General features: G+C 62.1%; 11 protein-coding genes. 3 read left to right on the top strand and 8 right to left on the bottom strand.

Going from position 1 to position 12,843, the window contains the following annotated elements; all coding sequences use genetic code 11:
• Positions 1-33 precede the first annotated feature (33 nt).
• The 8 genes from AS026_RS20300 to ubiE form a co-directional block, all read right to left on the bottom strand.
• A complete protein-coding gene (locus tag AS026_RS20300; protein ID WP_062371363.1) occupies positions 34-1,695 on the bottom strand; it encodes a thiourocanate hydratase in 1,662 nt (553 codons plus the stop codon).
• Between the two features lie 54 nt (positions 1,696-1,749).
• A complete protein-coding gene (locus tag AS026_RS20295) occupies positions 1,750-2,079 on the bottom strand; it encodes a TfoX/Sxy family protein (protein WP_062371361.1) in 330 nt (109 codons plus the stop codon).
• Positions 2,080-2,083: 4 nt separating this feature from the next.
• On the bottom strand, positions 2,084-3,181 hold the full coding sequence (locus AS026_RS20290) for a thiohydantoin desulfurase (RefSeq protein WP_062371359.1): 1,098 nt from the start codon (positions 3,179-3,181) through the stop codon (positions 2,084-2,086).
• Positions 3,181-4,446, bottom strand: coding sequence for a Zn-dependent hydrolase (locus AS026_RS20285; RefSeq protein ID WP_062371356.1), 1,266 nt, complete (start codon positions 4,444-4,446; stop codon positions 3,181-3,183). The genes AS026_RS20290 and AS026_RS20285 overlap by 1 nt, the downstream gene beginning before the upstream one ends.
• On the bottom strand, positions 4,443-5,825 hold the full coding sequence (locus tag AS026_RS20280) for a dihydroorotase (protein WP_062371354.1): 1,383 nt from the start codon (positions 5,823-5,825) through the stop codon (positions 4,443-4,445). Before AS026_RS20280 ends, AS026_RS20285 begins: the two co-directional genes overlap by 4 nt.
• A 30-nt stretch (positions 5,826-5,855) precedes the next feature.
• The gene (locus AS026_RS20275; protein WP_062371352.1) at positions 5,856-7,439 is read right to left on the bottom strand and encodes an aromatic amino acid lyase; all 1,584 of its coding nucleotides are present in this window, start codon (positions 7,437-7,439) and stop codon (positions 5,856-5,858) included.
• A gap of 92 nt (positions 7,440-7,531) precedes the next feature.
• Positions 7,532-9,106: a 2-polyprenylphenol 6-hydroxylase gene (ubiB, locus tag AS026_RS20270; RefSeq protein ID WP_062371350.1), complete on the bottom strand. Its 1,575-nt coding sequence runs from the start codon at positions 9,104-9,106 to the stop codon at positions 7,532-7,534.
• Positions 9,107-9,162: 56 nt separating this feature from the next.
• Positions 9,163-9,939 (bottom strand): bifunctional demethylmenaquinone methyltransferase/2-methoxy-6-polyprenyl-1,4-benzoquinol methylase UbiE, encoded by a 777-nt coding sequence (gene ubiE, locus AS026_RS20265; protein ID WP_062371348.1) that lies wholly within the window; start codon positions 9,937-9,939, stop codon positions 9,163-9,165.
• Positions 9,940-10,090: 151 nt separating this feature from the next.
• Here ubiE and mutM point away from each other — a divergent pair, with 151 nt between their 5' ends.
• The 3 genes from mutM (at position 10,091) to rpsT (ending at position 12,233) form a co-directional block, all read left to right on the top strand.
• A complete protein-coding gene (gene mutM / locus AS026_RS20260) occupies positions 10,091-10,981 on the top strand; it encodes a bifunctional DNA-formamidopyrimidine glycosylase/DNA-(apurinic or apyrimidinic site) lyase (RefSeq protein WP_062371347.1) in 891 nt (296 codons plus the stop codon).
• Positions 10,982-10,995: 14 nt separating this feature from the next.
• Positions 10,996-11,769: an enoyl-CoA hydratase gene (locus tag AS026_RS20255; protein ID WP_062371345.1), complete on the top strand. Its 774-nt coding sequence runs from the start codon at positions 10,996-10,998 to the stop codon at positions 11,767-11,769.
• A 185-nt stretch (positions 11,770-11,954) separates the two neighbouring features.
• Positions 11,955-12,233: a 30S ribosomal protein S20 gene (gene rpsT / locus AS026_RS20250; RefSeq protein ID WP_016552476.1), complete on the top strand. Its 279-nt coding sequence runs from the start codon at positions 11,955-11,957 to the stop codon at positions 12,231-12,233.
• Positions 12,234-12,843: the final 610 nt, after the last annotated feature.

Raw genomic sequence — 12,843 nt, 5'->3', positions numbered from 1 at the left:
GACAGAAATGTTTCCGAGACAGGTGCCTTAGCGCTATCCGAGCCTAATGTAGGGAACGTCCTTCTTGGCCACCTCGTCGAGCGCCTCGTCATAGCCGGCATCGGCATAGCGCATGACGCCAAGCGCCGTGTCGTTGGTAAGCGCATGGTCGAGCCGCTCGTCGGCAGCGTCGGTGCCATCGGCCACGACGGTGACGCCGCAGCTCGTCATGTAGCCGGCATAGCCGCCCCCGCCGGAATGCACGGCCACGAGATCTGCCATCGACGAGCAGAGCATCATCGCATCGATCAGCGGCCAGTCGGCGATGGCGTCGGAGCCATCCTTCATCCGCTCGGTCATGATGTTCGGATGCGCCATCGCGCCGGCGTCGAGATGATCACGCGAGAAGGCGACAGGACCTTTCAGTTCACCGCTTGCGACCAGTTCGTTGACCCGGCGGGCCAGCATCGTACGCTCACCATGGCCGAGCCAGGCAATGCGCGCCGGCAAGCCCTCGAAGGGCACGTACTCGCGCGCCAACCGGATCCAGTTGGTGATGATCTTGTTCTCGGGGAACATTTCGAGCAGCAGATCGTCGATCCGGGCGATATCACTTTCCGCGCCTGACAGTGCCATCCAGCGGAAAGGGCCGATTGCCCGGGCAAAGAGCGGTCGCAGATAGGCTTCGGTGAAGATCGGAATGTCGAAAGCGTTGGCGACGCCGCCTTCCTTGGCCTGTGTGCGGATAAGGTTGCCATTGTCGAAGACCTCGGAGCCCTTCTTCTGGAAGTCCAGCATGGCAGTGACGTGCTGCACGATCGAAGCTCGGCTTGCCGCCATCAGCTGTCCTTGACCGTCCTCGCGCAGTTCGCGAACCTGCGCAAGGCTCATGCCCTTCGGCACGTAGCCGTAGACGAGGTCGTGCGCGGAGGTCTGGTCGGTGACGATATCCGGCACGATGCCGCGCCGCGCGATCTCGGGATAGAATTCCGCAGCATTGCCGACGAGACCAACCGAAAGCGCCCGCTTGTCCTTCACGGCAGCATCGATCATCGCAAGCGCCGTATCGAGATCCGGCGCGATTTCCTGCAAGTAGCCGATCTCCTGGCGCTTCTTCGCGCGCTCGGGATCGATGTCGACGCAGAGGATGGCGGCCCCCGCCATGCGGCCGGCGAGCGGCTGCGCGCCGCCCATTCCGCCGAGCCCCGCCGTCAGCACGAAGCGTCCGAAGAGATCACCGCCGAACCGGCGCTCGGCAATGCGCATGAAGATTTCATAGGTGCCCTGGATGACGCCCTGGCTGCCGATATACTGCCACGCGCCAGCCGTCAGCCCACCCCAGCAGATCAGCCCCTTGCGCTGCAGCTCGTAGAAGACCTCGGCCTTCGCCCATTGCCCGACGATGTTGCAGTTCGCCATGATCACAAGCGGCGCCTTCGGATGCGTCTTCACGAGGCCGATCGGCTTGCCGGACTGGATCAGCAGCGTCTGGTCCTCGTCCATTTCTGTCAGTGCCTTGACGATGCCCTTGTGCGCCGCCCAGTTGCGCGCTGCCTTGCCGAGCGCGGCATAGACGATGAGATTGTCCGGGTCCTCACCGACGGAGAGAACGTTCTCCAGGAGCCGCAGCAGCGCCTCCTGCCGCCAACCCTTGGCGCGCAGCTCCGGCCCGCCCGGTATCGGAAATTTCGGGTGACGTGGATTGGGCTTCGGCATCTTGGTCGTTCCTCTATCTCTGTCTTTTTTGGGTCTCTTGGGCCTAAGCTCCGTTCACTTGGCGGGCAGTGAGCGCACAAAGGCCGTCGCGGCCTCCAGGAGGCGGCGCCGCAAATCGTCATCGCCGTAAATCTCCGCGCCGACCCGGATCCAGCCGTGCATGGCGCGACCGCCGGAAAGCATCTGCACGGCGCCGGGCAAATCGAGCGCCCAGCCGTCATTGCCTTTGCCGAGGCGGACCAGCATGCCGTCTTGTCGGGCGCCGCAAAGGAGATTGCCGTCGAGCAGAAAGGCCAAACCACCGAACATCGGCTTCTCGCTGAGACCGGACATAGTATCCAGCTCTTCCCTCAGCAATTCCTCGAGGCCGACGTCCCGCGGCATGCGATCAGGCCTTTGCCGCGAGCGCGTAGCGGGCAAGCTCGATCCCCATCGCCTTCTCCACCGGGGGATAGACGGTCGGGTCGAGAACGCTTGCCGACAGCGGAATGATGCTCATCGGCACATGCAGGATGAAGACATGCATCCCACCCTTCAACTGACCGACGCTCAGCGGCTCGCCCTCGGGCGAGAGCGTTGTGATAACCGAGGGGAAGGTGGCGATCCGTTTGCCCTCGATGTCGTCGACGGCCATGTATTCGTTCATCACATGCATGGTCACCGCCTCGTCGCCGGAGCCGACGACGATCGTGCCGATGTCGAAGGCCTCCTTGGTATAGACGACGTCCTTCTTGGTGATGATGCCTTCGGCCAGGATGTGCCCGCCTGTTGTCTTGCAGATGGCATCGATCACGGCTGAACCGCCGTTCTTCTCAGCCGCAATGATCGCCTCGCCCAGCGCCAATGCCATCGAGATGCCGCCAAGTGCTGCGTGGGTACGCACATAAGAGGCGCGCAGCGGATTGCGGCAGCTGGCGATGAAGCCGCCCGACTGGTCGGAAGCCGCCCGCAGAATCGGCGAGATCTTCGCCGTCGCCCCCTTCACGACAAGCTCGATGTATCGGCTTTCGGCGCGGTTTCCGCCGACCGCCGTCTGGATCATCTGCTCGGGCGAGCCCGCCATGCCGATCGAGCCCATGTCGCCGGTCGGATGCGCGCGGATATCGCCGACGGCATCGACGACCTTTGTTCCGAGAATGGCGGAGGGCAGCCAGCCGTTCAGCGTCGACGACTTGCCGTTCTGGCCGATGATCAGGCCGGACAGTTTTTCGCCGAGTTCGTCCTGCAGCAGCTGCACCGCCTTCACATAGTCGATGCCCTGCATCTCCCAGGGTGTCGTGGAAGCGGGCGCGCCGATCGCGGCGGCCGTCGCGATCCAGTCGTCGTCCTTCAGCTCGTCGATCGACACAAGTTCCGGCTTGCCGACGTTGACCGCTGCATAGCCGAGCATGCGTCCGTGATCCGCCCAGCCGCCGCCGCCGGCGGCATAGACCGACCCGCCCTTGACCGCTGCTTCTACGTCCTTCTCAACGAGTATGCGTCCCATCAGGCATTCTCCTGCTTCAAGCTCTTGTCCATGTCCATGACGGCTTCGAAAAGCACGGCCGCCCCAAGCGCGATGTCGTCGTTCTCGGCCCACTCGTCAGCGGAGTGGCTGCGCCCCTCCTTGCAGGGTACGAAGATCATCGCGGCGGGCGCTACCTTGGCAATCCAGGCCATGTCGTGTCCGGCGCCCGATGCCATGCGCCGGTGCCTGGCGCCGACGGTTTCGCAAGCCCTTTCGAGCGTCTTCAATAGCCCGGCATCGCTCGGCGTCGGATAGTTGTCGGAGACGCGCATCGGGCTTTTGATGGACACTCCGTAAGCGATGGCTAACTTTATGACATGTTCGTCCAGCCACTCGCAGAAGGCCTCCATGTCGTTGCGAATCTCGGCGCGCCCATCGATCAGCAGGACGACCTTCGAGGGAACGACGTTGGCGGCATTCGGCTCGATCCGGAACTCGCCGACCGTCGCCGCAAAATGCCCCGGCGTCTTCCCGCGGGCGGCTGCGGCATTGCGGATATCGAGGACCAGTTGTGCGGCGGCGACCAGCGCATCCGAGCGGCTATCCATCGGCGTCGTGCCGGCATGGTCGGCGCGGCCTTCGACGATGATCTCAATGCGGGTGATCCCGGCGATCGCCGTGACGATGCCGATATCGTTCTTCTCGTCGTTCTCAAGGACCGGACCCTGCTCGATATGCAGTTCGAGAAAGCCCGAAATATCGGGCCTGTTTTGCTGCTGCAGCACGCCCGGGCGCCCGCCGACCTCGGCAATGGCCACGGCGAGGTCGCGTCCTTCCGTCGCGCGCGAAAGCCAGGCTTCCGGCAGTTGCCCGGTCATGCCCCGGCTGCCGATACAGGAAACGCCGAAGATGCTGACCTCCTCCGCAAGGAAGTCGACGATCTCCAGGTCGTGATCGAGCTCGATGCCCCGATCGCTGAGCGCACGCGCGACCTCAATCGCCACCACCACGCCGGCAATGCCGTCAAAACGCCCGCCATCCGGCACGGTGTCTGAATGCGAACCGAGCATGATCGTGCCGCGCCCGTCGATGGCGCCCCGCCGCTTGCCGATCAGATTGCCGGCGGCATCGATCCGGGTCTCAAGGCCTGCCGCTCGCATGCGCGCTTCGATATAGGCGCGCCCCTCGAGAAAGAGCGGCGAGAAGGCACGACGGGTCCAGGGACGGCCGGGCTCGGTGATCCCGGCCAGAGCGTCGATATCCTCGGCGATACGACCTGCGTTGACCGGCAGGTTTCTGGTCATTCTGCGGCTCCCGCGATCACCTGCCTCGGCAGCGGACGCATAAATCGGCCGGTCCCCGGTTCAGCCAGCACCGTCGCGCCATCGGTGATCTTCTCCCCGCGCAGATAGGTCGCGGCGACCGTCCAGGGAAGGCGGATGCCGTTATAAGGGCTCCAGCCGACCACGTTGTTGCCGCTCGCAGCTGCGTCATAGACCGTTTCGTGCGGCTCAAGCACGACGATATCGGCGTCCTTGCCTGGCGTGAGCGCTCCCTTCACGTGGTCGAGGCGGAAATGCTTTGCCGGGTTCTCTGCCATCAGCTTGGCCGCCCAGGTCAGCGGGATACCGCGCTCGGCGGCCCCCTTGATGAAGAGCGGCACCATCACCTCGAGCCCGGGCACACCGGACGCGTTCGCCAGCATGTCAGGATTGGTCTTGCGATTTTCGGACCAGCTGACGTGATCCGTCGAAACCAGCCAGACATTGCCCTCGGCAACCCTGCGCCACAGCGCCTCGACCTCGCCACGCGGCCGGATCGGCGGATTGATCTTCGCCTTGCCGCCGAGGCGTTTGACGTCGTTTTCCTCGTCCAGCGTCAGATAGTGAATGCAGCATTCCACCGTCGCCTCGAATCCGTCACGGCGATAGGCGCGCGCGATGTCATAGCCGCGTCCGAGCGAGCAATGCACGACATGCGACGGACAGCCGGTATTGGCCCCGGTTTCGAAGATGGTGTGCATCGCCAGCAGTTCGGTGATCGGCGGCCGCGACAGCCCATGCGCCCGCCAATCGGTGATCCCGCTTGCTTTCACGCGCTCCATGTAGGTGCGGACGGCCTCGTCATCCTCGTTGTGGACGCCGGCGGTCAGCCCGGTCGGCGCAATTGCGGCAAAGCATTCGTCCAACAGGGCAGGGGGAATGCGCGGAAAACGTTTCGGATCCGTACCAAACGTCGAGAACTTGAAGGCGGCAACGCCGGCATCCACCATTTCGGCGACCCGCTTGGCGCCTTCCTCCGGATTCACGGTGCCGTAGAGCGCAAAATCGACCCGCGCCTGCGGGCCGGCATGGGCAATCTTCTTCTTTACCGCTTCCGCCGAACAGACAAGATTGCCTTCATCATAGGGCATGTCGACGATCGTCGTCACGCCGCCGGCAGCAGCCGAGCGCGTCGACCAGATGAAATCCTCCTGGTTCTTCTGCGACAGAGAGTGAACTTGGGCGTCGATTGCTCCGGGCAGGATCAATGCCTTGCCGAGGAGATGGCGTTCGCGGGCGGCAGGCGGCACGCCGAGGCCGATTTCCGCAATCTTGCCGTCGCGGACGGCGACGTAGCCGGTTTCCAAGATGCGCTCCGGCAGAACGACCGTGCCTTGCAGAACGAGATCGAAATCAGCCATGCCGCTTTCTCCGTGGCAAATATTGAAGGATCAGATGGCGACCGGTTCCTGGGTCAGACGCTGCTCGATACGCTCCAGTGAGCCGAGCGCAAAGAAATCGTCGAAGGATGCGATCGGCACCTCTTCGATCAGCTTGGACATGAAGGCGTCGGAGCCGAATTCTTCCTCGATCGCTTCCACCTCGGCAGAGAGTGGCCGGTCGACCGTGTAAAAGTCCGCATGCTTGCGAACGACGTCGTAGAGCATTCCGCCGACACCTTTCGGCTTGTCGCCGAGAATGTCCACGGCTTGGGCCGAAAGCAGCGCCTCGAGAGCGGCGAGGCGCATCAGTGCCCGCATCTGGCGCTCGAAGCGCTCGATTACCAGCGGCAGGAAGGCAGCCTCATCCTCGAGGCCGGCCGCAACCACCAGCGACTGCGCCGAAACCGGGTTCGACATCGACAGGACGCGGGAGAAGATTTCGCCGGCCAGCTTGATGATCGGGCCAAAGCCAGTGGCGATGCGGCCAGGCGGCACGAGATTGACCGGCAGGTCGCGGCGCTGGCCGTTGCCGAGCAGGACGCAGCGGTTAAAAGCATTGCGGGCGGCGTGCGCCATGCAGAGAGCGGCCGATTCCAGCAGGATCGTCACGTCGAGCGGCAGCGATCCGCCCGAGGTCATCACCCGCCCCTCGACGACGACGGGGTTGTCGTCGGAGCGTCCGGTGGCGGCCAAAATCTTGTGGCCCGTCGTCAAAAGGTTCTCGATCACCGCCCCGAAGACCTGCGCGATCATGCGCAAGCTCAACGGATCCTGGACATGAGTTTTGACTGGCCATTGCCAGGCGTCCGACGCATTGCAGAGCCAGGAGCCGATCAAGGCCTCCCGGGAGGTGCCGACATGGCGAACGGAAAGCCACGGATCGCGGGAAGCGCCGAGCGCGCCTGATGCCATCATGCCGGAGGCCAGCAGCACGCGTATGGAGGCCGCGGCGCTGCGTGTCGCGTCCGCCGCCGCGGCAAAGCTGACGGCGTTAACGCTGAGCGACGCCAGGCTGTCGCGCGGGGCCATCGTAAAGGGCTTCATGCCGGCGGCGGCGAAGGCGTCAGCAGCCTGCATGCGCTTGCCGCGATAGACCGCTTCCCCGACGCCGGTCAGCACGGCGCCGATCTGTCCCATGAGACCGATGTCGGCGCAACCGATCGAGCCGGTGCGGCGGACGACCGGTATAATATCGGCTTCCAGCATTCGCATATAGGCATCGACGAGTTCGCGCGTGCAGCCGACCTGTCCGGTCAGCGCGGTATTGATGCGGATGGCCATCGCATTGCGCACGACCGAGCTCGAAAACGGTGTCCCGGTGCCGAAGTGATGCGCACGCACCAGCCCGAGATTGAAGGCGTCCAGATCTTCTGGAGACCACTCGACATCCTTCATGGCGCCGACGCCGGTGGTCGCCCCATAGACGGGCATCCCGGCCTTGATCGCGTCCTCGACGATCCCCCGGGCAATCTCGATGCGGGCCATTCCGGTCGCGGAAGTTGAAAGCGCCACCTTGCCCGATCCGACCCTCACCATCTCAGCAAAGCTGAGCGGCTGCCCGGAAAGTTCGATGCGGGGGCGTTCATGCTTCATCTGCCATATCTCCTTGAAAAGTGAGAGTATGCGACGGCGCTACTGAATGGGATATCCCAAATATCGAACACAGCATGCATTGCTGTGATGGATCAGGTGATCACCCAGGCTATATAGAGAAGAGCAAGAGCGATAATCCAGAGGGCGACCCGGCCAGAGCGATTGTGGCGCGCCTCGGATTTGCCGATCGCCTCGGCCGTTTCCGCGTCGAACCGCAATCCATTCTCGCTCATCTGTAGCAGCTGATGGTGAAACTTCTCGGTCTTGGCGGCAATCTCCGGCGCCGCTTCGGCAAGCTTCACAGCCGCCTTCAGCCCGTCCTTGAGATCGGTGACGATGCGCTTCGGGCCGAGATTGTTGCGGATCCAGTCGCCGACGACGGGTTCGGACGCCTTCCACATATTGAAGCGTGGATTGAGCATACGCGACACGCCTTCGACCACGACCATGGTCTTCTGCAGCATGACAAGTTCCGGTCGCGTCGCCATGTCGAAGAGTTCGGTCACCTCGAATAGCAGCGTCAGCAGCTTGCCCATCGAGATCGTCTCGGCAGGCTGGCCATGAATCGGCTCGCCAATCGCGCGGATCGCCTGCGCGAAGCTCTCGACATTGTGGTGGCCTGGCACGTAGCCGGCTTCGAAGTGAACTTCCGCGACCCGGATATAGTCGCGGGTGATGAAGCCGAAGAGAATTTCGGCGAGGAAGCGGCGCTCCTTTTTCCCCAGGCGTCCGACGATCCCCATGTCAACGGCGACGATATCGCCGTGTTCGTCGACAAAGAGGTTACCGGGATGCATGTCGGCGTGGAAGAAGCCGTCGCGCAGCGTGTGGCGGAGGAACGACTGGATCAACGTGTCCGCGAGCAGGTTGAGATCGTGGCCGGCGGCGCGCAGGCCGTCGACATCCGACATCTTCACGCCGTCGATCCACTCCATGGTGATCACGTCGCGGCCGGTGCGCTCCCAATCCACCTTCGGCACACGGAAGCCCGGGTCCTTCTCGGTGTTTTCAGCAATCTCGGAAAGGGCCGCGGCCTCCAGCCGCAAGTCCATTTCGACCTTGGTGGTCTGCTCCAGTGTTTTCGTGACCTCCACCGGCCTCAGGCGCCGGCTAGAAGGCATGAAGCGCTCCTGCATGTGAGCGACGAGGTACATCGCCTCGATATCATGCGTGAACCGCTGGCGCACGCCGGGGCGGACGACCTTGACCGCAACCTTCTTGCGTCCGGCAGGCGTATCGACCTCGGCGGGGTGAACCTGGGCAATCGAAGCCGCTGCAATCGGCTCATCGAAGCTCGCATAAAGCTCCTCGATCGGGCGGCCGAGAGACCCGGCGATGCTCGCCTTGGCCGCTGCGAGCGGAAAGAATGCCATGCGGTCCTGAAGCTGCGACAGATCGTCGGCAAACTCGACGCCGACGACATCCGGACGCGTCGCCAGGAACTGGCCGATCTTCACGTAGGAGGGGCCGAGCCGCTCCACCGCCTGCGCCAGCCGGTCGCTGCGCTTCTTCGATTTCGAACGATTGCGCGCGAACAAGCCGACAAACGACTTGGCGATGCCGACGGACGGCGGAAGATCTTCCGACGGCAGGGCCGAAATTACACCTTCGCGCACCAGAATCCAGCCGACGCGCGAGAGCCGGAAATATGCCCCCAGAGCGCTCATGCCGGATTGCCTGCCTGCGAAAGCCAGCGGGTGAACGATGTGCCCTCAACCATGCGTCAGAGCTTCCAGCCGGAATGAAGGGCTGCGATGCCGCCGGTATAATTCGTGAAGCTCACGCGCGAGAAGCCGGCATTGCGGATCATCTCGGCGAAGTTCTCCTGGTTGGGGAACTTACGGATGGATTCGACGAGATACTGATAGGGCTCGGCCTCGCCGGTGATCGCCTTGCCGAACTTCGGAATGGCGTTGAACGACCAGCTGTCATAGACGCGGTCGAGCAGTGGCATCTCCACTTCGGAGAATTCGAGCACGAGCAGCCGGCCGCCGCGCTTCAGCACGCGATGGGCTTCGCTGAGCGCCACGTCGATGCGCGGCACGTTGCGGATGCCGAAGGCAATCGTATAGGCGTCGAAGCTGTTTGCTTCGAACGGCAGGTCCTCGGCATTGGCCTCGACGAAAGTCAGGTTGTCGGAGAGCTTCTTCTTGGCGGCGCGTTCGGCTCCGACGGCGAGCATCGAGCCGTTGATGTCGAGCACGGTTGCATGGGCCTGCCGGTTCGAGGCCTCGACGATGCGAAACGCGATATCGCCGGTGCCGCCGGCAACGTCGAGAACCTTGTAGCCGGGTTCCTTGCGCGGATTGAGGGCTGAGATCATCGCATCCTTCCAGACGCGGTGCATGCCGACCGACATGACGTCGTTCATGATGTCGTAGCGCTTGGCGACCTTATGGAAGACCTCGTTGACGAGGCCCTGCTTTTCACCATCCGCCACTTCGCGGAAGCCGTAGGATGTTTCCATGCCGCCTTCGGCGGAGGTACGGCTTTCTGACATCGAAATACTCCATCTATCTGAAATCGGCGCGGCGACCATAGCGAACGGACCCGCGCAGCGCTATCTGTGGGCCACGGTCAAAGCTGCGGCACCTTGGCGCTATAGCGCACAACGCCCGTGGTTGAAACATGTTAGATATAGATGGGTTAAGATGCCGGAATTGCCAGAAGTCGAAACCGTCAGACGCGGGCTTGCCCCCACCATGGAAGGCGCGCGGATCGCCCGCCTGGAACTCCGCCGCAAGGACCTGCGATTTCCCTTTCCGGACGGTTTGGAGGCGCGGGCAACCGGTCGCGAAATCGTCGCGCTCGGTCGCCGCGCCAAATATCTGCTGATCGATCTCGATGACGGCACGACGATCATCTCGCATCTCGGCATGTCAGGTTCCTTCCGCATCGAGGCAGGACCGCTATCCGATGCTCCCGGCGAGTTTCATCATGCCCGTTCGAAGGATGAAAAGCACGACCACGCGATCTTCCACCTGGAAGGACCAAATGGCATCAGCCGCGTCATCTATAATGACCCGCGCCGCTTCGGCTTCATGGATATGGCGCAGCGCTCCGAGCTTGATCTCAATCCCTTCCTCTTCGGCCTCGGGCCGGAGCCGACCGGCAACGAACTCAGCGCTGCCTATCTGGCGGAACGATTCATGGGCAAGGCGCAGCCGCTGAAGAGCGCGCTGCTCGATCAAAAGAATATTGCCGGGCTCGGCAATATCTATGTCTGCGAGGCGCTGTGGCGCGCGCATTTGCGCCCCACCCGGGCAGCGGCGACTGTCGTCACCAAGACCGGTAAGCCGAGCAAGCAGGTGGACCTCCTCGTTGCGTCGATCCGCGACGTCATCGCCGACGCCATCAAGGCGGGGGGCTCGTCCCTGCGGGATCATATCCAGACGGATGGGTCTCTCGGGTATTTCCAGCACTCTTTCTCGGTCTATGATCGCGAAAGTCTACCTTGCCGCACGCCCGGTTGCGGCGGTACGGTCGCGCGCGTCGTTCAGGCGGGGCGCTCGACCTTCTACTGCCCTGACTGCCAAAAATAACGGGAGGATTGTCCATGGCCTATGAAACGCTGATCGTCGAAACCCACGGAGCGGTAGGGCTCATCACATTGAATCGCCCGCAGGCGCTGAACGCGCTGAATTCGACAGTGCTGAGGGAGCTTCTACAGGTTCATGAAGCCTTCCAGGCCGACGACGCTATTGGTGCGATCGTTTTGACTGGCTCCGAGCGCGCATTCGCCGCCGGCGCCGACATCAAGGAAATGCAGCCTCTCGGCTATGTCGATGTCTATAGCCGCGATCTGATGAGCGGCTGGGACGACGTTGCCAAGGTGCGCAAGCCTGTCATCGCAGCGGTCAGCGGCTTTGCGCTTGGCGGGGGCTGCGAGCTTGCAATGATGTGTGACATCATCATCGCCTCGGAGACTGCCAAGTTCGGCCAACCCGAGATCACCCTCGGCGTCATCCCCGGCATGGGCGGCTCTCAGCGGCTGACGCGCGCCGTCGGCAGATATAAGGCCATGGATCTGATCCTCACCGGCCGGATGATGGATGCCGCCGAAGCGGAGCGCGCAGGACTCGTTTCGCGTGTGGTGGCGGCCGAGCGCCTGTTGGATGAGGCGCTGGAGGCGGCCGCCAAGATTGCCTCGCTATCGCATCCTTCCGTTCTGATGGCGAAGGAGGCGGTCAACCGCGCCTTGGAGACGACCCTGGACGAAGGTCTGCGCTTCGAGCGCCGGCTTTTCCATAGCCTGTTTTCCACTGAAGACCAGAAAGAGGGGATGACGGCCTTCATCGAAAAGCGTAAGCCTGCCTTCAAGAACCGCTGAGCCTTGGAGAAAGGCGGCGTTTCCTTGAAAATGCGCGTTGACGTGGGTCGGCTTTAGGGTTATATGCCCGCCCACGGTTCGGGAAGCCACTCCGGTTTTCCGATTATGCTCCCGCATTGCTGTATGAAGTGGCCGCAAGGCCCGCGGTGATGACGGAGTTTGTTCGAATTCTTAGAGAGGCATCCATGGCCAATACAACTTCGGCGAAAAAAGCGACCCGCAAGATCGCCCGCCGTACCGACGTCAATAAGGCTCGTCGCTCGCGCGTTCGTACTTTCGTTCGCAAGGTCGAAGAGGCAATCGCATCTGGTGATGCTGCCAAGGCTAAGGAAGCTTTCCTGGCTGCGCAGCCGGAACTGGCTCGCGCCGCAAGCAAGGGCGTTGTGCACGCCAACACGGCTTCCCGCAAGGTTTCGCGCCTCGCAGCTCGTGTGAAGGCTCTGTCGGTTTCTGCGACCGCATAATCTTTCGTTAATAAACGCAGCATTATGATTAGCCCGGCAACTTTGTCGGGCTTTTTCGATTCCGCCGACTAGCTTCCGTATGGTTAATTCGGCGACGATTTCATGTCGAGCGTGTGACATGAAAAATGCAATTAAAACAAATACTTGTTGTAGGATACTTCAGGTGTGCTCGACTCGGGCCCTACAATCTGCGGTCTGAGCAGAGTCAAGAAGCTTTTTTATTTTTTTCTTTTTATGCGTGTCAAAAATGCCCAGAATCGGAATCCCCTTGATTCAAAAGCGATTCTTTTTTGACATCAATGTGACGCTCAAAAACTGCAGCCGGAGTCAACGGCCCGCTCTTAATTTTGCGTAAAATTCATCGTTGATTCCCGCATTCGATCCTGCCTAAATGCCGATCAACAAGGGGTCCAGACATCACCTGTAAAGGCTTGGTCTGAAACTGCCACGTCGGCAGGGCGATGATCCTGTGCCACTTGTTACGGAGAGTCAAAGTCTTCGGTTTTTCACGCAGTTAGGCATTTTTGACCGCGATGTGGCTGTCGCGGAACGGTGATGTTTTGTGTGTTGGTTGCACGCGTTGCGTGAAGCCGAATGGGAAGAGAAGTCG

The sequence above is a fragment of the Rhizobium altiplani genome (genome assembly GCF_001542405.1).
Taxonomy (GTDB): domain Bacteria; phylum Pseudomonadota; class Alphaproteobacteria; order Rhizobiales; family Rhizobiaceae; genus Rhizobium; species Rhizobium altiplani.
Note: the sequence above shows the minus strand (reverse complement) of the source record. Positions and strands in the feature narration are given on the sequence as shown.

Coding starts and splice junctions, on each gene's coding strand:
- AS026_RS20255 (WP_062371345.1), top strand. CDS start 10,996: ATGGCCTATGAAACGCTGATCGTCGAAACCCACGGAGCGGTAGGGCTC.
- mutM (WP_062371347.1), top strand. CDS start 10,091: ATGCCGGAATTGCCAGAAGTCGAAACCGTCAGACGCGGGCTTGCCCCC.
- ubiB (WP_062371350.1), bottom strand. CDS start 9,106: ATGAGCGCTCTGGGGGCATATTTCCGGCTCTCGCGCGTCGGCTGGATT.
- AS026_RS20285 (WP_062371356.1), bottom strand. CDS start 4,446: ATGACCAGAAACCTGCCGGTCAACGCAGGTCGTATCGCCGAGGATATC.
- AS026_RS20280 (WP_062371354.1), bottom strand. CDS start 5,825: ATGGCTGATTTCGATCTCGTTCTGCAAGGCACGGTCGTTCTGCCGGAG.
- AS026_RS20275 (WP_062371352.1), bottom strand. CDS start 7,439: ATGAAGCATGAACGCCCCCGCATCGAACTTTCCGGGCAGCCGCTCAGC.
- AS026_RS20300 (WP_062371363.1), bottom strand. CDS start 1,695: ATGCCGAAGCCCAATCCACGTCACCCGAAATTTCCGATACCGGGCGGG.
- rpsT (WP_016552476.1), top strand. CDS start 11,955: ATGGCCAATACAACTTCGGCGAAAAAAGCGACCCGCAAGATCGCCCGC.
- AS026_RS20295 (WP_062371361.1), bottom strand. CDS start 2,079: ATGCCGCGGGACGTCGGCCTCGAGGAATTGCTGAGGGAAGAGCTGGAT.
- AS026_RS20290 (WP_062371359.1), bottom strand. CDS start 3,181: ATGGGACGCATACTCGTTGAGAAGGACGTAGAAGCAGCGGTCAAGGGC.
- ubiE (WP_062371348.1), bottom strand. CDS start 9,939: ATGTCAGAAAGCCGTACCTCCGCCGAAGGCGGCATGGAAACATCCTAC.